The 22,454-nt window shown below is 63.5% G+C and carries 20 protein-coding genes and 1 pseudogene; 9 read left to right on the forward strand and 12 right to left on the reverse strand.

Features of this window, described 5'->3' with window-relative positions; all coding sequences use genetic code 11:
• The first annotated feature begins 217 nt into the window (after nucleotides 1-217).
• Nucleotides 218-511, forward strand: coding sequence for a hypothetical protein (locus AC1D0I_RS18960; RefSeq protein WP_477396960.1), 294 nt, complete (start codon nucleotides 218-220; stop codon nucleotides 509-511).
• Here the strand turns inward: AC1D0I_RS18960 and AC1D0I_RS18965 are convergent, their stop codons facing one another.
• The gene (locus tag AC1D0I_RS18965) at nucleotides 512-1,237 is read right to left on the reverse strand and encodes a Crp/Fnr family transcriptional regulator (RefSeq protein ID WP_477396962.1); all 726 of its coding nucleotides are present in this window, start codon (nucleotides 1,235-1,237) and stop codon (nucleotides 512-514) included. It abuts the gene before it with no gap.
• Between the two features lie 431 nt (nucleotides 1,238-1,668).
• Here AC1D0I_RS18965 and AC1D0I_RS18970 point away from each other — a divergent pair, with 431 nt between their 5' ends.
• Nucleotides 1,669-1,884: a hypothetical protein gene (locus tag AC1D0I_RS18970; protein ID WP_457152325.1), complete on the forward strand. Its 216-nt coding sequence runs from the start codon at nucleotides 1,669-1,671 to the stop codon at nucleotides 1,882-1,884.
• Nucleotides 1,885-2,029: 145 nt separating this feature from the next.
• Here AC1D0I_RS18970 and AC1D0I_RS18975 read toward each other — a convergent pair whose 3' ends face one another.
• Nucleotides 2,030-3,061 (reverse strand): hydroxyacid dehydrogenase, encoded by a 1,032-nt coding sequence (locus tag AC1D0I_RS18975; protein ID WP_477396964.1) that lies wholly within the window; start codon nucleotides 3,059-3,061, stop codon nucleotides 2,030-2,032.
• Nucleotides 3,062-3,252: 191 nt separating this feature from the next.
• Here AC1D0I_RS18975 and AC1D0I_RS18980 point away from each other — a divergent pair, with 191 nt between their 5' ends.
• A complete protein-coding gene (locus AC1D0I_RS18980) occupies nucleotides 3,253-4,332 on the forward strand; it encodes a LacI family DNA-binding transcriptional regulator (protein WP_477396966.1) in 1,080 nt (359 codons plus the stop codon).
• A 70-nt stretch (nucleotides 4,333-4,402) separates the two neighbouring features.
• Here the strand turns inward: AC1D0I_RS18980 and AC1D0I_RS18985 are convergent, their stop codons facing one another.
• The 3 genes from AC1D0I_RS18985 to AC1D0I_RS18995 all read right to left on the reverse strand — a co-directional run bounded on the left by AC1D0I_RS18985 (nucleotide 4,403) and on the right by AC1D0I_RS18995 (nucleotide 7,543).
• Complete coding sequence (locus AC1D0I_RS18985; protein WP_477301461.1) at nucleotides 4,403-4,633, reverse strand: hypothetical protein; 231 nt, start codon at nucleotides 4,631-4,633, stop codon at nucleotides 4,403-4,405.
• Between the two features lie 92 nt (nucleotides 4,634-4,725).
• Complete coding sequence (locus AC1D0I_RS18990) at nucleotides 4,726-5,946, reverse strand: FAD-dependent oxidoreductase (protein ID WP_477396968.1); 1,221 nt, start codon at nucleotides 5,944-5,946, stop codon at nucleotides 4,726-4,728.
• Between the two features lie 94 nt (nucleotides 5,947-6,040).
• Nucleotides 6,041-7,543: a glucosamine inositolphosphorylceramide transferase family protein gene (locus tag AC1D0I_RS18995; RefSeq protein WP_477396970.1), complete on the reverse strand. Its 1,503-nt coding sequence runs from the start codon at nucleotides 7,541-7,543 to the stop codon at nucleotides 6,041-6,043.
• Nucleotides 7,544-7,858: 315 nt separating this feature from the next.
• On the opposite strand from AC1D0I_RS18995, the gene AC1D0I_RS19000 reads away from it, so the two are divergent.
• On the forward strand, nucleotides 7,859-9,913 hold the full coding sequence (locus AC1D0I_RS19000) for a GumC family protein (RefSeq protein ID WP_477396972.1): 2,055 nt from the start codon (nucleotides 7,859-7,861) through the stop codon (nucleotides 9,911-9,913).
• A gap of 1 nt (nucleotide 9,914) precedes the next feature.
• Nucleotides 9,915-11,261: a VpsF family polysaccharide biosynthesis protein gene (locus AC1D0I_RS19005; RefSeq protein WP_477396974.1), complete on the forward strand. Its 1,347-nt coding sequence runs from the start codon at nucleotides 9,915-9,917 to the stop codon at nucleotides 11,259-11,261.
• 207 nt (nucleotides 11,262-11,468) lie between these two features.
• On the opposite strand, the gene AC1D0I_RS19010 is transcribed toward AC1D0I_RS19005, so the two are convergent.
• The 3 genes from AC1D0I_RS19010 to AC1D0I_RS19020 all read right to left on the reverse strand — a co-directional run bounded on the left by AC1D0I_RS19010 (nucleotide 11,469) and on the right by AC1D0I_RS19020 (nucleotide 13,579).
• Nucleotides 11,469-12,236 (reverse strand): alpha/beta fold hydrolase, encoded by a 768-nt coding sequence (locus AC1D0I_RS19010; protein ID WP_477396976.1) that lies wholly within the window; start codon nucleotides 12,234-12,236, stop codon nucleotides 11,469-11,471.
• Between the two features lie 138 nt (nucleotides 12,237-12,374).
• Nucleotides 12,375-12,860 carry a RidA family protein gene (locus AC1D0I_RS19015; RefSeq protein ID WP_477301472.1) on the reverse strand — a complete coding sequence of 162 codons (486 nt, stop codon included), beginning with the start codon at nucleotides 12,858-12,860 and terminating at the stop codon, nucleotides 12,375-12,377.
• A complete protein-coding gene (locus AC1D0I_RS19020) occupies nucleotides 12,854-13,579 on the reverse strand; it encodes an SDR family NAD(P)-dependent oxidoreductase (RefSeq protein ID WP_457152335.1) in 726 nt (241 codons plus the stop codon). The genes AC1D0I_RS19015 and AC1D0I_RS19020 overlap by 7 nt, the downstream gene beginning before the upstream one ends.
• Before the next feature lie 131 nt (nucleotides 13,580-13,710).
• Between AC1D0I_RS19020 and AC1D0I_RS19025 the strand changes: the two are divergent.
• A pseudogene (locus AC1D0I_RS19025) lies at nucleotides 13,711-14,613 on the forward strand (LysR family transcriptional regulator).
• A 203-nt stretch (nucleotides 14,614-14,816) separates the two neighbouring features.
• On the opposite strand, the gene gloA2 reads toward AC1D0I_RS19025, so the two are convergent.
• The 4 genes from gloA2 to AC1D0I_RS19045 form a co-directional block, all read right to left on the reverse strand.
• On the reverse strand, nucleotides 14,817-15,200 hold the full coding sequence (gene gloA2 / locus AC1D0I_RS19030; RefSeq protein ID WP_477226722.1) for an SMU1112c/YaeR family gloxylase I-like metalloprotein: 384 nt from the start codon (nucleotides 15,198-15,200) through the stop codon (nucleotides 14,817-14,819).
• A gap of 168 nt (nucleotides 15,201-15,368) precedes the next feature.
• Nucleotides 15,369-15,602 carry a hypothetical protein gene (locus AC1D0I_RS19035; protein WP_477396978.1) on the reverse strand — a complete coding sequence of 78 codons (234 nt, stop codon included), beginning with the start codon at nucleotides 15,600-15,602 and terminating at the stop codon, nucleotides 15,369-15,371.
• Nucleotides 15,603-15,865: 263 nt separating this feature from the next.
• A complete protein-coding gene (locus AC1D0I_RS19040) occupies nucleotides 15,866-17,122 on the reverse strand; it encodes a glycoside hydrolase family 5 protein (protein ID WP_477396980.1) in 1,257 nt (418 codons plus the stop codon).
• A complete protein-coding gene (locus AC1D0I_RS19045) occupies nucleotides 17,119-18,288 on the reverse strand; it encodes a DUF1972 domain-containing protein (protein ID WP_477396982.1) in 1,170 nt (389 codons plus the stop codon). The genes AC1D0I_RS19040 and AC1D0I_RS19045 overlap by 4 nt, the downstream gene beginning before the upstream one ends.
• A 314-nt stretch (nucleotides 18,289-18,602) precedes the next feature.
• Here AC1D0I_RS19045 and AC1D0I_RS19050 point away from each other — a divergent pair, with 314 nt between their 5' ends.
• From AC1D0I_RS19050 to AC1D0I_RS19060, 3 genes are read left to right on the forward strand one after another with little or no spacing between them, the layout of a single operon-like run.
• Nucleotides 18,603-19,772: a glycosyltransferase family 4 protein gene (locus tag AC1D0I_RS19050; protein WP_477396984.1), complete on the forward strand. Its 1,170-nt coding sequence runs from the start codon at nucleotides 18,603-18,605 to the stop codon at nucleotides 19,770-19,772.
• 41 nt (nucleotides 19,773-19,813) lie between these two features.
• Entirely contained in the window at nucleotides 19,814-21,082 is a 1,269-nt protein-coding gene (locus AC1D0I_RS19055) for an MATE family efflux transporter (RefSeq protein WP_477396986.1), read from the forward strand.
• A gap of 3 nt (nucleotides 21,083-21,085) precedes the next feature.
• Entirely contained in the window at nucleotides 21,086-22,330 is a 1,245-nt protein-coding gene (locus AC1D0I_RS19060) for a GNAT family N-acetyltransferase (protein ID WP_477396988.1), read from the forward strand.
• Nucleotides 22,331-22,454: the final 124 nt, after the last annotated feature.

Here is a 22,454-nt window from a genome sequence, read left to right on the forward strand (position 1 = left end):
CGTACGGATGCTTATTCAAGCGATAACTTATATTTTGCCAAACTCGCATGCGGTGACGGTTTCGCGAAGAGGGACTTTGGGCCAATAGCGCGGCCGGTCCGGTGAACGAAGACTGTACGGTTTTGACAGTTTGGCTATGCAAGCCAGCCAAATGGGCGTAATCCAGTGCCAAGAGCGACCTGGATCGGCCACTCGACATCCTGTGATGGAGGGCGGTTTGGATCACACCGGCCTGGTCGAGCTTCTGGACTATACGCAAGCGCAATTGAGCAAGATACGCCAGGCGGTGGCCGCGAGCGATCACGCCGGCGCCATGTTCACCATCGATTGCCTTATCGGAGCGGCGGCCGAACAGACGAAATGCAAGCTCGCAAGCCTGGAGCATGCCGGGTTGCCAATTGGCAGAAATGAACCGGTTGGCCGGAACAGCGCGGCGGATGACTATGAAGTCGGTGCGACACGGCCCGGCAAAGTGACATCATCGGGCAAACCGGCGGCGCGGCGCCCTTAGTCAGTCGGCATCGATCTCGCCGACCAGCCTGACATATTCGGCCTCGGCTTGGCCGTAACTGCCATTGGCGAGTTCTTCCAATCCGGCGCGGTCGCGGATGACGATTTCGCCGCGGCGCGAACGGATCAGCGCGCGGCCTTCCAGCAACTGGAGGGCAACGGTGACGCCTGGCCGCCGAACGCCAAGCATGATGGCCAGGAATTCGTGCGTGATGGCCAGGGTTTCGCCAGGCACCCGGTCGTCGCACATGAGCAGCCACCGCGCCAGCCGCTCCTCGAGCTTCAGCCTTGCGTTGACGAGTGCGGTGCAACCGGCCTGGGTCTGGAGCGCGTTGACGAAGCGCAGCAGGAACATCCGCAAGGTCGCACTTGCTGCAAGTGCTGCATTGAAAGGGCCGGCCTCGATGCGTATGGCCTCGCCTTCAAGCTGCACATAGCAGGCATGCACCGCACGGTCGTCGCCCATCACCAGCGAAGATCCCGTCATGCCTTCGAAGCCGATGAAGCCCACTTCGGCCTCGTGGCCGCTGGTCGTGCTGGCGACAACCGAACCGATGCCCCGTTCGATGAAGTAGACGGCCTCGATCGGAATATTGGGGCTCACCAGTATCTGGCGCAAAGGCAGGTCGCAGCGCTGCATATGGGGCTCGAGCAGCGCCAGGTCATCCGCCGGCATGCGCCGCAATAGTTGGTTTCGGTATTGATGGTTTTTGCCCGGATCAGTCATGGCACGGCCCAATGCAGGGCAAGAGCCATCCGATCTCCCAGCCGTCCGCGCCCCGTATCAACGTGCCGACGATGGCCCGTATATAGGGAGTTTGAACGAAAAAACCCAGGAATGCGGTATGAAATACGATGCACGGCTGCCCCCAACAATGTTCGCATACGCAAAGTTCGACCTGAACGTTAGTGTCGGAAACGTACCAAACACGTCTTGGTACAAAACCGACATATCCCTTGAGAATGCCGGATCACGGCGACGGTCGATAAAATCCGCCGGCTAACGACAAAGGCGCCATGTCACGTCTAGTCATCCGTTCGAGGCGTGGCTGATGACTCGCGTCTTTATTCGGCAGGCGGGAAAGTGTACGATTTTTACGGTTGGCGGCGCGGACACCGTCAGGCAAGTGGCCGCTGCTCCAAGAGAGAGGGCTTCTCATGTCGAGCCTCAACAAGCGCCATCCCGGCTTCTATCCTTCCGATCTGAAACTGTGCCAACGCGTCTTCGATCAGGTCTGCTCCGATCGCAAACTTGACCCGAAGTCATCGGAGCCGGACGTGCAGCGGCTCGCAGCCACGGTGTTCTCGCTGTTCGAGAATGGCTGCAGCAATGAAACCGAGTTGCTTGAGAGTTTCAGGCGGACCCGCCAGTGACCTAAGTGCGGGTCATGTCCTCGGACAGCCGGGCGGCAATCGAGTTGCGATGCCGGGACAAGCATTGGGCGGAGACCGAGCGCGACACCCCCAGGCGGTATTTTGATTGAGTTCCGGATCGAATGGCGCGCCGACCGGGACAGCTTCAGTTCTTATCCACCGGCTTCGAACGCATTCTCGACACCGTCTCGCGCTCGGCGCGCTTGGAGCGCAGTGGCGGCAGGCCGCGGTCGACGAGGTCCATGTCCTCCAGCACCATGTCGCCCATGCGCTTGAACGCGATGTCGAGCGCGCCGGCGCGGTGAGCCGAGCGCAGGAAACCGGGCAGGGCACGCACCGGATGGTCTTGCGCCAGCGGCTCTTCCGGGAAGACGTCGCTGGCGGCGACGATGTGGCCGCTTTTCACCGCCGCCATCAGGGCGGGAAAATCGACGACGCCGGCGCGGCTGAGCAGGATGAAGGCCGCGCCCTCGCGCATGCTGGCAAAGGCATCGGCGCCGAGAAATCCCTGGTTCTCGCTGGTCACCGAAGCGACGACGAAGACGAAGTCGCTCTGCGACAGCACTTCGTCGAGCGAGGCCGGCTCGACGCCGTTGTCGATCAGGATCGACGGCGGCAGCCAGGGATCGAAGACTTTTGTGCGGGTACGGAAGCCCGACAGCAGCCGGTTCAGCGCGCGGCCGAGATCGCCGAAACCGACGATGCCGACATCGGCCCCCGACAGCAACCGGGCTGTCCGGTTGCCGTCGCCGCCCCACAGCTCCTTGCCCTGGCGAAAGGCGAGATCGGCATCGACGATGTTGCGGGCAAGGTTGAGCGCCATGGCAAGGCCAAGCTCGGCCACCGGCTCGGCGAAAACCAGGCCGGTGGTGACGACATGGATGCCGCGCGCAAACAGCGTCTCGTAGGGCATGTTGTTGATCAGGTTCGTCTCGACGTTGAAGACGCAGCGCAGTGCCTTCATCTTGTCCAGCGTTTCAGGCGCGATCGGCGGCTGGCCGACGATGTAGCGGGCTTCGGCCAGCACATCGGCCGGCAATTTTGCGACGCCATCGGGCGTCGCCTCGACGATACGGTATGTTTTCCGAAAGCGTGCCAACTGCGGGGGCGTGAAGATGAGGTCGAGCGTGCGCGGTTCCGGCGCGCTGATGACCAGCGGCAAGGTGCTGTCTGACATGGCAATCTCCTCCGGGCGCGAACCTCATCGCACATTTTTAGTTTGCACATGTCGTTATCCCGTTGCACACTTTTGCGACACGCACGGAGACAAAATACCTCCGATTAAACGATTTACAATCGCGAAAAATCGATTTACTCGATTGGTGGCGGACGAAAAATGCTGACGTCCGCGCCTCGTGAGGAGGACCAATGGCGCATAGGCAGGGCCAGCGGCGGCGTCCGTCGATCCACGACGTGGCAAGCTATGCCGGCGTGTCGACCGCCACCGTCTCCAAGGTCATGGCCGGCGTCACCACGGTGAAGCCCGAGAATGCGCAGCGTGTCTTCGACGCCGTAGAGCTTTTGGGCTACCGCGTCGATCCGCTAGCCTCCGACATGCGGCGGGCCAAGCGCCGCATCATCGGTGCCATCATGCCGGAGTTCGAGAGCGAGTTCTTCGGCCAGATGGTCACCCAGCTCGAAAGCCTGGCCGAGCAGCGCGGCTATACGCTGGTGGCCGCATCGAGCCGTGAATCAGAGGTGCGCGAAAAAGAAATCCTCGAACGCATGCATGACTGGAGGGTGGCCGGCGTCGTGCTGGCGCCGGTGCGCAACGAGCACGGCCCGGCGGCCGGGTTCATGAAGGCCAACGGCATGACCGGCGTGCTGATCGATCGCGTGCTGTCGGACGACGCCTTCGACACCGTGTCGGCCGACAGTGCGGCGGCCAGTGCCGAGGTGGCGCGCGAACTGATCGGCAAGGGCCACCGCCACATCCTGGTTGTCGGCCTTGGCGAACAGGCAGCCACGATGCACGCCCGCCTCGACGGCTTTCGTGGCACCGCGTTGGCGCTGGCGCCAGATGTGCGCATCGACGTCGTGCTTGCCGAAGGCGATGTCGAACCGCTGCGGGCGCAATTGCGCGCCTATTTCGACCAAGGCGAAGGTGGGAGCGGGGGCCAACGTCCGAGCGCCGTCTATTCGCTGTTCCTCAAAGGCACGCTGGTGGCGCTGTCCGAGTTCCGACGGCGTGGCTGGCACTGCCCCAACGACATTTCGCTGGTTGGCTTCGACGATGCCGAGTGGATGCAGGTGACATGGCCGGCCATCGCCGCCGTGGTGCAGCCGGTGCGCCAGATCGCCGGCCACGCCATGGACGCCCTGTTTGCCAGGATTGAAGGCGGGGAGGGGCCGCCGAGAGCACGGCTCGAGCCTTGCCAGGTTTTCATGCGGGAATCCGTTGGCTCGCCAGGCAGCAGCCCGCGTTCCGGGGGAGGAAACCGACAATAGCCAGTGTCGGCAGGCAGTGGCGCTGCACCTGGCCCTGGCGGCCTGCATGGAAGGCGATCGCCGCTACCGGCTACAGCGGCGCCGTTGCGCTGGAAATCTTCACCAAGCGCTCCGCGGTCTCGACGAGACGCCGTTGCGCGGTTTGTATCCTGCTGCGCAGCGCGATGTTCTCGGCCAGCATTTCTTCTGTGCGTTGAATCGCGAGCTCGGTCCGGTTGATGCGCTGCCTGGCATTGGCAACTTCCAAGGCCAAAATATCGGCCACCATCCCGTGACCGTGGGGTTCCATGGTGTTTGTCATAAGTTTCTAACACCTGACGGGCGATATCGTTCCCGCCTCCTGCGCGCACGCGCGCGAAGCATGCAAGGCTGGGGTGATCCGGGCGGGGTGTTCTATGACGCTTCGCCGGCGACAGCATTTGCCCGCCGCAGGCCCAAATGCCTTATCTTGCGGCCGACGATCATCAGCTGGCGCGCGGTGTTGTTGCGCAGGCGGCGGATGCGCCATTCCAGCTCTGTGCCGGTGGTGATCGCCTTGGAATAGATGCTGGACCTCATGCCATTCTCATCGGCGGCGATCTTGACCGGGTCGTCATAGAAGGCGCAGATCTTGTCAGCCGCCATGCCTGGTGTTTCCAGCCAGCGCGGAATGTGCACCGAATGGAGCCGATCGACATCGGTCATCACGCGCTCGATGCCGACGCCCGGCGTTGGACACGTCGTCAAGAAGGCGTCGCCGACGAAAACCACTCCGTCGCGGCGATGGCCTTGCGTCGTGGTCAGATTGATCTGCCTGACCTCGACGGGGCCAGCGATCTCGAAGTTCCCGCATTGCGCTGATATCTCGGGCATCAGCTCGCAAAGCATCTTTTGCGGGTCCTGGCGAAACGCCCTTGTCCACGGCTCGGCCACCTGCCGGTAGACGAACATGTTCGCCCGCATCTTGTTGCCGATGGGAAAGACGGTGATGTAGGCGACACGGTCCCCGGCCCGTTTGCCGTAGCTGGTGACTGACTCATAGGCGCAGTCACGCGGCGCGATGGCGAGGTCGAAGCCGATCGATAGCGAAAATGCCTTAGATTCTTCAATGCGGTTCACGCCGATGGCGCGCCGCACCGCTTCGCTGTAGCCGGTGGCCACCACCAGAAGCCGCGCGTCGACGACGGAGCCGTCGGCGAGCACAAGCCGCTGCTTGTCCGATCCGGTGGTGATCTCGGCGACCTTGCCTACCGTCAACGGAACTTGCGGCGGCAGCGCGTCGCGCAGGCCGTTGATCAGCGCGCCATAGGAAAATCCAAACTCGCGATGGGTTTCACGCGCGAACAATTGTCCGAGGCGAAAGATATGGACCTCGTCCATCGGGGTGACGAGAGGCAAAATCGTCGTGTCGAGGCCCAGCCTCTTGAACAGCTGCATCTGCTTCGTGCCGATCTTCTCAGCCCTGAACTCGTCGTGATGGACGCGGTGCGGATCGATCAACGCCACCTTGCGCCCGGCTTTTCCAAGCACCGTCGCCAAGGTTGTTCCGGCCAGCCCGGCGCCGACAATCGCCACGTCGACTTCGGCTGGGCCAGCCTCTGCGATACTCATTTCGCCGCCCTTTCTGCTGGTCATCTTTCCGCTCTGCAATCTGTGGTGGAAAATACGTCCGGACCCAAATCAACCTCAAGCAACTTGCGGGCGCGACTGGTAGTAACCAATGTTTAGGTTAATACCGCCCGCCCCGTTGCTTCCAGCGCGGTGCAATCGCCGACCCGTCGATGAACTCGAAACCACCCGCCTCGTTGAGCGTGTGGAGCTTGCGCCCATCCCATAGCGCACCTGGATTTAAGATCGTCTCAACAACCTGCTCCATGCCGATCAAATCAAGGTGAGAGATGCGTGCGATGCCGAGCGCCGCGCCATAGCTCCTGCGACAGTCCTGCACCGGGCGCAGCAACTGATCGCCTCGTTTCACCATGCGGCCGGCCGGCCGCGCCGAGGCGATGTCGATCAGCATGGGATTGTTCGGGTGCGGCGTCCAGGGGCCGCGAAAATCCGGCGCCGACCACAGATGCAGCGTGTCGGAGAAGGCGCCTGAGCCACCGTCCCGCACTGTGGCGAACATCCACCAGCTGCCGCCGTGCTCGACCAGAGTGGCGTCGCTGGCGACGATGCCGGACAGCAGCGTCGCCTCCTTGACCCAGCCGCCGGGAAAGGCAGTCGCCCGGTAAAGATCGACCGTGCCGTTGGCGCAGCTTTCCGGAACCATCCAGACCTCGCCGTCGCGCTCGAAGACGAAGGGGTAGGAGAGATGGTAGGGCAGTTCCAGCACCGGTTCAGGTCGGCCAAGCGGGCCGGCCGGACCGAACGGCACAGCCGAGATGATGGCCTTGCCGAGCCGGTGGATATAATCCTCGACGAACAGGGTCAGCTGACCCTGATACAGGATCGGGAACGGATCGGCGTAGAAGCGGCTGCCATCGTCCGGCAGCACCTGCCAGCCCGATGCCGGATGGGCGCGCAGGTCGAACAGATCCCGGCCCTTGGTTTCGCGCCAGCCGACCTTCCAGTGCGGCGCGTTGTAGCAAAGATGGTAGATCTTCTGGACGATCCGCCGCGCCAGCGCCTTTGCCGCCCTGACGCCAAGCTTGCCGGCCGAGGGCATCGGCGGCGGGGCACCGGCCTGCGCCGGCTCGGGCAGAACCGGCACGGCCGACGCCGCGCCCGACATCGCAGCGACGATCAGGCTTGCCGTACGCGCCAGCATGTCCTGGAAGGACGCCAGCGCGATACCGCCATATTCGGTTCCCAGACGCCCGGCGGCAATCGCAGCCCCGTTTTCCTCGACGCGGGCGAGTGGCGTCTGGCCGGCGAGGATCAAGGCGAGCAGGGCCGCTTCGCCGCTGGCGCCGCCATAGCTGACGTGCCAGATCCGTGGGCCTTCGAGTTGAACGTCACCGCAGAGGTCGACGACCAGATCGACCGAAGCGGGCGGCGCGCCGTAGCGGGCGAGCGCCGAGCGCGGCACGCGCTTTGCCAGCCCATCGCGGGGCAGGCCATGGATTGCTGTTTCAAGTTGGAACAAGGCCTCGGCGCTGCGCGGGATACCGCCGCCAGCCGGCCGGGCATCGACGGACAGCTCGACATTCGCGAGTGCGGCCAGGCGTTGAGCGAGCAGGACATGGAAGCCACGGACGCAATCGCCGTCTAGGCGCAGGCTTAGCCGCATGTTGAACACCTGGCATTTTCGTGGCCGACGTCAGAACATGGGACACTGGTGTCGGCCCGGTTGAAGTGTTGCCCCATTTTCGTCCGTCTCTCGTTCAGCTGCGCGGTGTCAACACCCCAGTACGTTTACCTAAGCAAACTCCGTGCCAAAATTCATGCGGGTTCCAAACATAATTAATAATGTTTTAACAATTGGAGTAATAGCTAGGTTCATGCCCGCGATTTGGTCTTGCAGGCAAATGGAGTATTGTAGGAGGCAGCTATGCTATCATCTCTGCCCATGGTGCCTCAGCAATACTTTCCGGAAGCAGGATCGGTGGAATCAGCGGGATCATACGCACCCTCGACCGTCGAGCTTGGCGATCTGAAGCGCATTTTGGTGCGCCGCCGTCTCTGGATCATCGGCACCACCGTGCTGCTGACGCTCGCGACCCTGCTCTACGGCCTCCTCACACCGCCGCTGTACAGCTCCGTGGCGGAAATCATCATCGATCCGCAAGACCTGCAAGTGGTCACCAACGATATCAATCCGAGCGGGCTCGCGCCCGATGGCGGCATCACGCAGGTTGAAAGCCAGGTCAGCGTCGTCCAGTCGACGGGCGTGCTGCAGCGGGCGATCGCGGCGACCAAACTGACCGAGGATCCGGAATTCAACGGGCAGGGCATGCTGTCGCGCGCCCTCGGTTCCGGTTCGGCCGCGACCGACCGGACGGTGGCAACGCTCGACGCCCTGCGCCGGCGCCTGGCGGTGAAGCGGGCGGACAAGGTCCTGGTCATCGATGTGATCGTCACCGCCAAGAGCCCCGACAAGGCGGCACTTTTGGCCAACGCCATCGCACAAGCCTATCTGGCCGACCAGGCGAGCGCGCGCGCGCAAGCCGCCACCGATGCGTCGAAGGCGATCACCGCGCGGCTGGACGAACAGCGCAAGCGCGTTCAGCAGGCCGAGAATGCCGTCGAGGCCTACAAGTCCGCCAACAACATGGTGATGGCGGCGGGCAATCTGGTCAGCGACCAGGAACTGACCGAGCTCAACACGCAGCTTTCGGCGGCGCAAAGCCGCACCGCGACGCTGAAGGCGCAGGTCGACCAAATGCGCAAGCAGAGCGGCACGCCCGATGCAACCTCGGAAGCGATGCGCTCGTCGGTGATTTCGAGCCTGCGGTCGCAGGAAGCAACACTTGTCGACCAGGTCTCGCAGCTTGGCACTGAACTGGGGCCGCGACATCCGTCGATGATTGCCGCGCTGCAGCAACTGCGTGACACGCGGCAGTTGATCGCGCGCGAACTCGGCCGGATCCAGACGGCCACCGAGACCGATTACGAGCGGGCGGTTGCCAACCAGCAGGCGCTGGAAACGAAAGTCGCCAGCCTCAAGAACAAATCGCTCGACACCGACCAGGCATCGGTGCGGCTGCGTGAATTGCAGCGCGATCTCGAGGCGGTGCGTTCCGTCTACGCAACCTACCTGCAGCGGGCACAGGAAACGCGCGAGCAGATCAACGTCGACAGCACCAATGCGCGTGTCATTTCGGACGCCATGCCCGCCCAGAAAAAGAGCTGGCCGCCACTGGGGCTGCTTCTGTTTGGCGCCGTGTTTGGCGGATTGGGGCTGGGCACCGGCCTGGCGCTGATTGCGGAATACTCATCGCCGACGGTGCTTTCCAGCGCCCAGATGCAATTCACGATCGATGCCCCCGTGCTTGGCATCCTGCCGGCGGGAGCGAAGGCGGGACGGCGCTGGTGGCCTTTCGGCACCAGCCCGGCCGTCGCGACCAGCCAGAAGACGGATGCCGTCGTCGGCCTTGCGCTCCGGCGCATGTTCAGTTCTGGCCGGCGCCCGCCGGATTGGCCGCTGGTGCCGTCGATCCTGGTGACGTCGCCGCCGGAAGACGGCCAGCAACGCAACAGGATCGCACGGCTGCTCGCCAACGCCGCGGCGGCCAGGGGCAGCCGGGTCCTGTTCGTCGATACCAACACCAGCAACGGCCAGAAGGACCCGCAGCCCGGCATACTCGATGTGCTGCGCGGCGAGTATGCGTTTGAAGCCGTCAGCCGTTACGCCCCGGGCAGCAACGTCGCCCTTCTGGGCAGGGGCCGGCCGAAGGCGATCTTCCAGGAAGCGCACGGCGTCTACTTCGCGCAGCATATGCTGGCCCAGGCGAGCCGGAGTTTTGAACTCGTTGTCGTCGATGGCGGCGCGCTCGCCGAGAATCTCAATGCCTCGCCGCTCGTCGCCATGGTCGACGAGATCGTGCTCGTCGCCAGGCTGAACGCCACGCCGATGCGCGATGTGACGGCGACGATGCAGGCGATTTCCGTCATGGGGCGGTTGCCGACAGGCGCATTGCTGGTCGACGAGGTGGCCTGACATGGCCTCCGGCTGGAGCGGAACAGCCTCGAATTTCGGCGCTGCCGCGTCCCGCGCCGGCACCTCCGTCGATGCGGTGACCCAGTTTGGACTGATCGCGGCCGTGCTGGTGCTGTTCGCCGTCTCGGGCGGCATGCTGTGGCTGCTGGGCTACAATTACGACGGCCTGTCAGGCAGCGCGGCGACCAAGATACATCCCTCCACCTATCTCATCATTCTGCTGTTTTCCTGGCGTTCGTGCACGTTCGGCAATCCGGTTGGCTATTGCGTCCACGTCGCCGACAGGCGGCCCGCCACCGCACTGATGAGCGTCATCGCCGTCGTGCTCCTGGTCGTCGTCATCGTCAGGCAACGTCCAGGCATGGCCGGCATGATCGACACCTTCGTGGCTTCCGGGCTGCTGGTGCTCATGCTCGGCGAGGATGACGAATGGACATTCGCCCGGCTGCCCACCGTCATTCATGCGGTCATGACGGTCAATGGGCTGCTCGCCCTTGTCGAATTCGCCACCAAGACACTGGTGTTTCCCTATCGTTTCGATGGGGAGGTGTTTGCCACCGATCCGCGTTCGAGCGCGCTGCAGGGGCATCCGCTGGTCAATGCCACGGTGACGTCGGTCTACGTGCTTGCCCTTTTGAGCGGTTCAAGATCGCTGCCGGCTCCGCTGCGGCTGGCGATGATCGGCCTGCAGTGCGCGGCGCTCGTTGCGTTCGGCGGCAGGTCGGCGATGGTGGTGACTATACTACTCGGCGGCAGCTATTTGCTCTTCCACGGCTTTCGCAAATTGCGCACGGGTCGCGTCAACCTGCTTGGCGCCGCTTTGGCGATGATGCTGGCCGCGCTGCTGCCGGTTGCCATCGCCGTATTGGCCTCGCAGGGCTTTTTCGATGCGCTGCTTGGCCGCTTCGTGTCGGATGGCGGCAGTGCCAATGCCCGCGTAGAGATGTTCGAGATCTTCAACTATCTGGAACTGCGCGATGTCATTGTCGGGCCCAGTGTCGATCTCGTCGAGAGCCTGCGCCGGATCAACGGCCTCGAATGGGGTATCGAGAACCCATTCGTGCGCATGACGGTCTACCAGGGCGCCTTCTTCACCCTTTTGATGATGTCCAGCTTCGGGTTGTTCATGCATGAGGTGGCGCGCCGCTGCCATCCTGGCGTGTGGCTGCCGGTGGTGGGTTGGCTCATTCTTCTCAACACCTCGGAAAGCATCTCCTCCAAAACCACGCTGCTCACCAAGGTCGCGGTGCTGTGCCTTGCCCTTTATCGGCCGGCGCGGTCGGTGATCAGGCCGGTCGGCGCGGTTCGTCCTTTCGCGGAAACGCAGAACCGCGCCACATCTTTTTGATGCAATTGCGGACGGAAAGCCGTTTCACAACGCTTAATCAACTGGCTGCCGCCAATGGCCGAGATGGGCCGAACGCGGACGAACAGCTCCAGGTGACAAATGCGAGAAAGCGGACGTCGAGCCTGACCGGGAACCTCAGCCGGCTGATAGTATGTGCGCCCCAAGGCGGATCGGACGACGAGCTCAATGTTCCTAGGTCGATTTCGTCTACTTAGCGGCAGCCTCGATCACGCCAGCGACCGCGGCCGGCTGAGAGATGAAGACAGCGTGGCTTGCGGCCACTTCAGTCACCTTCGCGCCCGAGCGCTGATACATCCAGCGCTGAAGCTCCGGGCTCACAACATGATCCTTGGTGGTCAGGATGGCGAAGCTGGGCTTGGTTCGCCAGGCGGCCACGGAGACCGGCGCTCCCAGAGCTTTCTCAGCGAGCTGCTGCTGTGAATCAGCCAGGAATTGAGCGTCGGCTGCCGGGACATCTTGGGCATAGGTCGCAGCGAACAGCGCCGGCTGCATGAAGAAATACTTACCCGTGGTGGCCGTGGCGGCCGGGGTGGCCCGCATGGCGTCGCTTGGCGCGGCGAACTTGGACAGAAGCTGCCCGCTGGCTTCCCCTACATCGGGCTGGAGTGCGGCCACATAGACGAGCGCACTGACCTTCGGATCGGCGCCTGCCTCCGTGATCACGGAACCGGCATAGCTATGACCGACCAGGACGATGGGGCCTGTCTGCTGATCAATGACGCGCTTGGTGGCCTCAACGTCCTCAGCCAGACCAGTGAGCGGCTCCTGCACGACAGTGAAATGGAACCCATCTTTGGACAGGATGTCGTAGACGGCTCGCCAGCCTGAGCCATCCACCAGGGCGCCGTGGACAATGACGATATCTTTCGCGGCCGGCTTTGCATCAGCGCGAGCCATGGTGCCACTCAAGGCAACCATGAGGGCAATGACAAAGTTCTTTCGGAGTGTGGACATGAGAGGCTCCTGTGGTGTTTCAAGGGGTTGAGGACGTTGTTTAGGTCGGAAGTTGGTGGTTCGCGCCGAGGAATTCGCTCGCGTAGGCATAGAGGCCGGGAATCCCCTCCATGTGTTGCAGAGCACTGCCTTGCTCGCCTAAGTCGCGATTTCAAAGACGAGCTCGACTTCGACCGGCATGCCAAGGGGTAGGCTGGCGACGCCAAGAACGACGCGGCCCGAGAGCATCCCGGTGCCGAACACTTTGACGAGGAGTTCGGACGCTCCGTCGGCGACTTTCGGATGGTCCCGGAAGTCGCCCTCCGTCGCGATATAGACGCCGAGCTTCGCCACGCCGATTATCTTGGCGAGCGAGCCGAGATGCGCCTTGGCCGCGGATAAGGCGCTAAGACAAGCAATCTCCGCGGCCTTTCTCCCGTCCTCCGCTGAGAGCGCGCCACCGACGCGTCCGACATATTGCGGCTCGCGCCCGACGACCGGCAGCATGCCGCTCAGATAGAGCAGATTGCCGATCTTCACGGTTTCGACATAGGCGCCGAAGGGGGTGGGCGGCGGAGGGAGCGCGATGCCGAGATCGCTCAGCCGCTGGTCTGCACTGGCTTGCGTGCTCATCGAGGTCACCATCTTCCCAGATGTGCGCCGCCGTCGACGTGCAGCACCTCCCCGGTTATGCGCGGCGCCTCTGTCAAGAAGAGCACCGCATCGGCAATTTCTTGGACGCCGGAGATGCTGTGCATGGGCGAGAGCGTGTTCAGAAAGTCCTTCGGGTTGTCTTTGTGCAACGGCGTGTCGACAACGCCGGGGGCGACCGTGTTGGCACGGATCTGCTCCTTTGCATATTCCATGGCGATGTTCTTCGACATGGCTTCGATGCCGCCCTTGGTCAGCATGGCGACCGATGCATTCACACCGGCGATCGGGCGATCCACCAGGGGTGTCGTGATGCTGACGATGCTACCACCACGCTTCTGCGCCAGCATCTGCCGCACGACGCGCTGCGTGAGGTGCAGAAATCCTTCGAGATTCGTTGCCGCGAGGCGACGGTAGTCTTCGACCGTGTAGTCGACGAAGGGCTTGGTGAAGAAGATGCCGGCATTGTTGACCAGGGCGTCGATCGAACCGAATCGCGCAAGCGCGGCTTCGACGACGGTCTTGGCGGTATCCGGGTCGGCGATGTCGCCATCGACGCGGGCTAGGCGGTCGGATGCGTTCAGCTCCGTCGACCGGCTGACCTGCCGCGAGGTCGCTACGACGTTGTAGCCCCTTTCGAGAAAGCTGTTGGTGAGGCCGGCACCGATGCCCTGAGAAGCCCCTGTGATTACGGCCGTTTTCCGCGTCTGCATTTTCATCTCCAAAGGGTGGGCAGCGTCAGTGCTGCTGGATTGCCCTAATGGGACCGATGTAGTGCAGGCGCGATTTCTCGATTAGGCGGAAATATCTGGAATGTGTTTTCCACCCATGCAAAAATCGGGACATGGCCGATCTGAACGACATCGCCGTGTTCGTAAGGGTTGCGCAGTTCGAAAGCTTCAGCCGTGCCGCGCACGCGCTCGGCATGCCCGTCTCCACCGTCAGCCGCAAGGTGACGGCGCTGGAGGAGCGGCTCGGCGTGACCCTGCTGCAGCGGACGACACGCAAGCTCAGCCTGACGGCGCAGGGCCGTGCCTATTTCAATCAATGCAGCGAGCCGCTGAGCCAGCTCTTCGACGCCGAACGGGTGCTGACCCAAATCCAGAAGAAGCCGGAGGGTCTTCTGCGGATATCAGCGCCGGTCATCCTCGGCCAGGAACCGTTCTATGCGTTCCTGTCCTCGTTTCTGAAGACCTATCCGCGTATCCAGGCCGACCTGTTCATCACCAACCTGTTCCTGGATCTGATAGCCGAGAACATCGACGTCGCCATCCGCTTCGGCGAACTGCGGGATTCGAGCCTGATCGCCCAGCGCATCGGAAAGAGCGTGCGCTATGTCGTGGCCGCGCCGGAATATCTGCACGGTCGGCTTCCGCCATCGCGGCCGGAGGATTTGCGCCAGCATCAATGCGTCCTCCTGCAGGCGCGCAACAACGAGGTGGAATAGCATCTGGTCAGCGGCAAGAAATCCATCAAGCTCCACGTCACCGGGTCGGTGGCGGCGAGAGATTTCCAGGCAGTGAGCGCTTTCACCTATAGGGGCCACGGCATCGGCCTGCTGCCATCAACCTATTGCGATGCCCGGATCGCGAGCGGAGAACTCATGCGGCTTCTGCCTGATTGGTCGTCGCCGGAAATCTTCGTGCACGCCGTCTATCCGACACGCCGATTTCTGCCGGCGAAGCTGCAGGTATTTCTCGAGGAACTGAAGGCCTGGAAGAGTCCCCTTTGGATTCCGCTGCGATGACCACGGCGGCTATCATAGGATAGCGTGGCCTCAATTTCATCCAGACAGCCAAATGTAGAGCTTCCCGCAGTGCCGCGTCGGCGCAGAGCGGTCGGCCTCCTGGCCCGTGGCAAGGAGCCCGGTGACGCATCCGAGTTGGCGGATCATATCTGCCGACTGCCGTTCCCGCCTCCGATGACGTGGTCGCGAAAGCGAACCGTTCCTTATGGGGCTTCGTAGAGTTCCAGCGGCAATCCATCCGGGTCGCTGAAAAAGGTAAACCGTTGCTCTGTATATGGGTCGATCCGGATTGGCTCGACGGGAACGCCGGCGGCTTCCAGGCGCATGATTACGGGATCAAGATTCTCCACGGCAAATGCCAGATGTCTCAGGCCTGTCGCCTCTGGATGGGACGGCCGCATCACCGGTGCAGGGAAGGAGAACAATTCCAGCTGGACGGATCCGATCCGCAGATCGGCCTTCCATGACTGCCGCTCCTCCCGATAGACCTCCCGGATCAGATCGAGGCCGAGGAGTTCGACGTAGAACCGTCGCGACCGATCGTAGTCGGTGCAGATGAGCGCGACGTGGTGAATGGCGTTCAGCATGCCACGAACTCTAGCCAAGCTGGGATTTGAGGCCAAGGTCGCCATCGGGTGCGCGGCATTTTGTTGATGTCGCCGTTCGGCAGGATCGCCTCGTCCATACGAATTTTCATCTGCGCCCAATCGGCGGCATGATGTTGCCGCCGACGCGCTTGAGACCCGCGCGCGGCTCTACTGGTCCGAAAACTTCACGCTCACGCCGCGCTGGCGAAAATAAGCCTGCATCAACTTGCGGCCCGAGCGGTTGTTCTGCGCCAACTTGGTCGGATCGAACACCGCCTGTTTTACCCCGTCTCGKGYCAGCGCCGCCTTMAGCGYCGCGATATGKGCGTCGAKGTCGGCATTGTCCGCYCGGAGCGAGACATAGATAYTTTCGGTCGCCTSGGCCACGGTTGGTTCGTTCACTGGTGTCGTCCTTTGGTTGGTTGAGCGGCGGCTACCACAGTTTCGCGGCTCTGGCGATACCGATGAGACTGAAGTCGTCTCTGCCGGCATAGCGCGATCCTGGCGCATCCAGACCCCCAAGATGGTCGCTGGAGATGTCTGCTTTCGGGCAACCGCAAAATTGGACACTACGTCCAAGTTGCGGCGCAAAGTTGCCAATCGCGCCATGGGGAACGTAAAGTCGGCTGCGGGTCGAACCCGTTCGGAGTGATTGGGTTTTGACCCTAGTCCGCCGGCATGGTCAGGCCAAGTGCCACGATGATATCCGGGTCGAGCGCTCGTGTGGTGTCGTCCATCATCCCCATGCCGTCGAAGAGATTCCAGAATGCCCAGCCAAAGCCGAGATCCTCGGCGCCATGGCGCACATCGGCGATGTAGCGTGCCCGATCGGGATTGGGCGCCGCCACATAGCGGGCGTCGGTGCGCAGCGCGCCGAACTCGCCCATGATGATGTGTTCCGGCGCAAGGCCGTGACTGTCGCCCCAGGCGCGAACCTGGCGGAGATATTTATCGACAAAGCGCCGGTCGGGCTGGGCGTCGAAATAGACCTTCAGCACGCGCTCGGTTTGCGCATAAGCGGCTTTCTTGGCCTCATCCGTGGTTTCGGTATCCTGCGCCATGCGCGCCCTGACCGACGCCAGTGTCGCATCCAACGAGCCGGCGGACGCCGGCCACGGCACGTTGTTGAGCGAACGGTAGACGGGCTCGCGCATCCACGGCGCACCCTGATGGCTGAACAGATAGGGCTCATAGAAGTGGAAGGTGAACAGGATGGGCTCGAACGGCGACAGGGGCACCGGATCGAGCGCGGTCAGCCCGCCGACCATCGAGCCGCAGCCTCCGGTGACCACCAGCGGCAAGGTTGCAGCCGATGCCCTTGCCGCGGTCAGAAGCGCGAACTGGACCTGCGACCAGACGTCGGAAGCGCAGGCCTGCGGCGGCTCGTTGACGGCTTCAATCGCCACCTTGCCGGGCCGGAAGCGCTCCAGCCTGCCGGCGAGTTCGCCGACCAGCCCGCGATAGAGATCGAAGGCGGGCGCGGTGACGCTGGCGACCATGCGGTCAGGATTCCAATAGTGGGTGGCGCCATTGGCCTGCACGTTGACGATGATGCCGAGGCCCGCATCGAGCGTGGCGCTGACCGCCGCGTCCAGCATGTCCAGCAACAGGGCGCGCGTGGTGGCGTCGGCTGCCAGGAACGGGCCGGGATCGACCGGCAGACGGATGAAATCGAGCCCGGTGTCGCGCAACCGGCGCAGGTCGTCCGTGGTCGGAACCGGCCGCTGTGGCTGGAAGGGCGGCCAGCCGTAGTCGGTGCGCGGCGCCGGGAATTCACGTGTCAGCGAGAACCAGGGCCAGGCGTTGACGCCGCGCCTGAAGGGAGGCTCGGCGGCACGGGCGAACGGCGCGATCGGGAGAGAGCCAAGTGCCGCGGTCGACAGCGCCGTCAGCAGCACCCGCCGGCGCGACCAGCCTGTCATGCAGTGCCGGGCGATGCGCGATTGGCCGCGACGGCGTCGTCGGCGGTGACACCGAGAAGCCGATAGGCTTCACGCTCATAGGCAGCCAGGACATCCTCCCAGCGGAAGGCTTCGCGGGCGCGGGCCCTTGCCGCGATGCCGCAATTCCTGACCAGGGCGTCATCGTCCTGCGCCTGTTGCATCCGCTCGGCGCAACTGTCGGTGTCGGTGAAGTAGATCGCGGCGGCACCCGCGGTCCAATGATTGAACGGATTGTCGTGCGCGATCACCATGTTGCCGGCCGCCAGCGCCTCGACCAACGACGGGTTGGTGCCGCCGACGGTATGGCCATGCAGATAGGCTCGTGCGTGATAGCGCAATGCCTTCACCGTCGCCTGGTCGTAGATGGCGCCCGGCAGAACCACCGATCCGTTGGCCGCCTTGCGGACGGCGACATGATAGGGGATTTCGTCGGTCAGCGTCCCGAGCACCACCAGCTTCATGTCGCGCTTGCGGCTGCAAAAGGCTTCGAGGATCGGCAGRATGTTGTTGTCGGGTTCGATGCGCGCGATCGAGATCAGATAGCGCCCCGGCTCCAGGCCCAGSGCCCGGACCGGCGCCTCSGGYGCCGATGTCACCGGATCGGCGCCATAGGCGATGGTGGCGATGGCGCTGCGCGGCCGGCGCGTCGCCAGATGGTCTGCGATGGCGGGATGATCGGCGACCAGGCGATGCGAGGCCCAGGCGCCGATCCATTCGTTGAGCCAGAACCAGCTGCGCGCCGCCATCCCCCATTTGGGGCGTCGCCACTCGATGCCGTCCATATTGGTAAAGATCTTGCGCCCCTTCAGCCTGAGCCAGGTCAGGAAAACCGCGCCGTTGTAGCCGAGCACCAGGCAGACGCCCGGCCGCCTGGCGGCGTCGCGCACACATTGCCAATCGAATTCCAAGGTCGCGCGCGGCCCTTTCGACGCAACCTGGACGTGGATGAGTTCGATGCCCCGCCAGGTTTCGCTGCGTACCCTCTGATCGATCCGCGCGACCTCCTCCTGGCAATAGACGCCGACCTTCCAGCCGCGCCCGGCAAGAAAAAATGCCAGTCTTTCGGCGAAGGTTTCAAAGCCGCCATGGGCAGCGGGTATGCCGCGCGTCCCCAGGATCAGAATGGCAGGCGTCTCTGGTTTCATGGCCGCTGGCACTTTCGGAACTTTATATATTAGCGATTGCTGCATCATCAGATCGGAGGGGCAACTTCCATGCCATCCGACGATTTCGGCGTTCGGGCGGATGATCATCGCGCGGGGTTGTAAAAAAACTGTATTGAACCCCGTGGTTGTTTCATTATCGGTCAACCCTTCTGTGCGTATCTGTGTCGAAACGAGGCATTGCCAGGGATTGGGCGTCCGCCAGTCGGGCGGATCAATCAGGCATGGTTCTTGCGAAAAGGTTCCCGCATTCCAGCGCCTGGTGCGATGGCTGCGGCACCTGGCGGGATACAAAGATGCGGATTGCCTGCGTTCATCAGGGCTATGAACTCTATGGTTCCGACCGCAGCTTCGCGGAGAGCGTTGCTGCGCTGCGCGCCGCGTTTCCGTCCGCCGACATCGAGGTGGTGCTGCCGCGCAGCGGGCCGATCGTGCAGATCCTGGAACGCCATGCCAGCCGCATCGTCTTCGAGCCGCTCTGGGTGCTGAGGCGCCAGGCCATCCTGCGGCTGGCGACGGTCGAGATGGCGCGATTGCCGATGGCCGCGCTTCGGGCATGGCGGCGCCTCCGGGATTGCGATCTCACCTACGTCAACACCTCGATCGTCGCCGACTATGCGCTGGCCGCGCGCCTTCTCCCCGACAAGGCCATCCTGCATATCCACGAGATCCCCGAAGGCGTCATGCGCAGGATACTCGTCGGCCTGATGCGCTGGAGCCATGCGGATCTCATCTTCAACTCGCGCGCGACACGCGCCGCGTTCGGCGATCCCAAGTTCTCGCGCACGCATGTCGTCTACAACGGTGTCGCGGGGCCGGCGGCGGCCGAGCCAATGACTTATGACGGCAAGCGCCCTTTGCGGGTGCTGCTGCTCGGCCGCGTCAACAGGATCAAGGGCCAGGAGGTTCTGCTCCAGGCGATCGCTTCGATGTCACCGGAATTGCGGTCGAGGATCGAGGTGCGGCTGGTCGGCGGCGCCTTCGAAAGCGTAGAGCGCGAACGCGCGCTGGCCGAACTGGTCGAAAGCATGGGCCTGGCCGAACGGGTCAGCGTGTTGCCGGTCGTAACGGACCCCTCGGCGCATTACCGCTGGGCCGACATCGTCACCGTGCCGTCGCGGCGTCCCGAATCGCTGGGGCGCGTCGCCATCGAGGCGATGGCCTATGGCCGTCCGCCGCTGGTGTCTGCCATTGGCGGCCTGGTCGAAGTGGTCAGCGATGGCGAGACCGGCTGGCATGTTCCGCCCGGCGACCCGGCCGCCCTTGCCGACAAACTGCGGGAGATCGTCCTTCGGCCAGATGACTGGCGCGGTTTCGTCGCCGCAGGCCGGTTGCGATACGAGGAGATTTTCAGCGAGCCGGTGGCGGCGGCGGCGATCGCGGCGATCGCTACCGACAAGTTGAGGGTGGCGCTGGCGAAGCCTGGCCGGGCGCATGCCGCCCGCGAAGCGGAGACCAGTCCGTGAAGTTCGTGTTTCCAGGCCATCTGCTGCGGCGCCTTGTGCTGATGATCGGCGGCGAAGCCATACAGAGCGGCTTTCACTTCGCGTTGAACATCACCCTGCTGCACGAGCTGTCGGCGGAAGGCTACGGCATCTTCGCCATCGCGATGGTGATGGGGGGCGTTGGCCTGTCCTACATCAGATCACTGACCGCCATCCCGGCCAGCATTTGGATGGGCAAGAGCACCAACAGGGCCGGCGTCGACGCGCACGACGTGACGTTTGGAGGGGCCGCGGTCGTCGTCGCGTCGATCATGGGCGCCGCGACCGCGCTGCTGATGCTGCTGTGGGGTGACGCGGGCAGTATAGCCGCCGGTTGCTTCGTCGGGGCGTGGTCGCTGCGCAGCCATATGCGCACGGCATTCTTCGCGCGCCGCCAACAGGTGGTCGTCAGCATAAGCGATTTCGCCTTCACGGTTGCCGGTGCCGCAATGGCCGCACTGGCGATCTGGACGGCGCCGAACGTGCTGCAAATGGTGTTCTATGCCCTTGCAGCGGCCAATGTGATCGGCATAGCGGTGCTTGCACGCTTGGCGCCCCGTCCGCTTCGCGTCAGTTTCCGAGCGCCCGTGCGGCGACGCTATGCCAAGCTCTGGCGCCAACTGCGCTGGTCGGGATTCAGCGCGACGACCACCAACATCCAGGGTCAGTGCCTGGCGCTGCTGGTCGCGGGCATCGCCGGTCCGGCGGCCTATGCGCCCATCGCGGCGGTTATCGTCCTGTTTGCCCCACTGCGCATCGTCAGCCTGGCCTTTGTGAACATGCTGCAGCCCGAGCTTGCGAAGATGATGGGGAACAATGAAGTCGGGCGCGTGTGGATGCATGCCAAGCTATGGTCGCTTGTCATGGGGCTCGGCAGCCTGGTTTACGGAGCCTGCATCCTGTTTGTCCTGCCGACGATAAAATCCCAGTCGCTCGCGGGAGCTTCGGTCAGCGTCATCGGCCTTCTCGCCGTGGCGAACTTCGTACCGATCATGCTCTACATCATGCCGCGCATCGTCCTCGAAATACTCGGCGAATTCCGGGTCGTGGCGTTCATCACAACGGCCGGCGCGGTCGTTGGTCTGGTCTTGATCGCGATCCTGCTCGCTATCGCATCCCCGTCATGGTCGCTTGCAGGTGCCGCGGTCTCCGAGACCGTCGTGCTCGTGGCCTCATGGTATTTCGCACACCGCCACATACTCGCGCTTGAGGGCGCGGACGGCCGGCATGACAGCCAGCCGAAATCGTGGCGACGCACCGAACCCGCCCCGCTCGCCACGGGAAAAAGGTAGGAGATGGACGTGTCGATCCAGACGTTGACGACTGCGCCGCCCGATGCGCCGATAGCTGGAGCGCCAGTACCGGCCGGGCAAGCTATCGAAGCTTCCCGAAGCATTGCGGGGGGAACCTACACGGCGCGGCTGCACACCAGTCTTGAGGCCGTCAAGCCGCTCTGGCTTCAATGCCAGGCGAATGGGACGTGCTCCGCCCATCAGCTCCATGCATGGGTCGAGGGGATCGTCAAACGGCTGGTGCCCGAGGGCGCAGAGCTGCTCATCGTCGAGGTGACCGACGCCGGGACCGGCGAATTCAAGATGCTGGTGCCGCTGATGCGGCGATCGAGGCTCGGACATCGGGTCATCGAATGGTTGAGCTGCGGCGTCTGCGATTATTCAGCGCCGCTTCTGCCGGACAGGAGTCAGTGGACCCCGCAGGCTGCCGAAGCCGCGTGGGCGGCGGTCCGATCCATCCTGCCGCGCGCGGACCGCATCCACATCACGGGAATTCCACGGCAGGTCTATGGAGTGGCCAATCCACTCGCGCTGCTGGCGGTCGCGCAAGGATCCAGCCTGATCACGTCCGGCCTCGTGCTGGATGGCGACCCGGCGACCCTTATCAAGCGCCATGGCAGACCGTCCTTCGTCAAAACCTACTACAAGGACTGGCGCCGGCTCGAACGTCACGGAACCGTGGATATGATCGAGGCCAACACGCCGGCCTTGATAGAGCTCGTCTTCGGCGCCCTGGTCGAGATGCGGCTCAAGCGGTTTCGCCAACTGGGGCGTTTCGATCTCCTGGCGCAGCCGGCGGTTGTCGATTTCTACCGAAACGCAGCGCTCCAGGGCCTGTCTGACGGATCAGTGCGGATCTTCGGACTGCGGGTCGRCGAGGATTGGGTCTCTGTCCAGTATATGCTGGTCCGGCAAGGCACATTGCATGCCCTGCTGATCGGAATGGACCTGGAGGTGGTGCCCAACGCCTCACCGGGCCTGGGGCTCATGGGCGAACTGATGGCGTGGGGACTGCGGCAGGGGTTCGACTATTTCGACCTGTCGGTGGGCAGCCAGCCCTACAAGGAACAGTTCGGCGCCGTGAGTTCGGTCTTGGCCAAGATCGACGAAACGCTGACGCCGCTCGGCAAGGGCGTAGCAGCCGTCGCTTCGCTTCGCGATCGGGCCGAGCTTTTCGTGCGGTCTCATCCGCGGCTGCTCAAGACCGCCCAGGGCGTAGTGCGTGGCTTGCGCAGGTCGAAGGGCTGAGCGCGGCCGCATCTTGCGCTTGATCCATACCAAAGAGGGTCGCGCTGATGCGCCTGTCTGGTCTGGAAGAACGCGGGTAGGCGGGGTCCATGCGGCTGAAAACAGGATCGCCGGCGACCGCATC

Source organism: Mesorhizobium sp. P2_D1 (genome assembly GCF_056404455.1).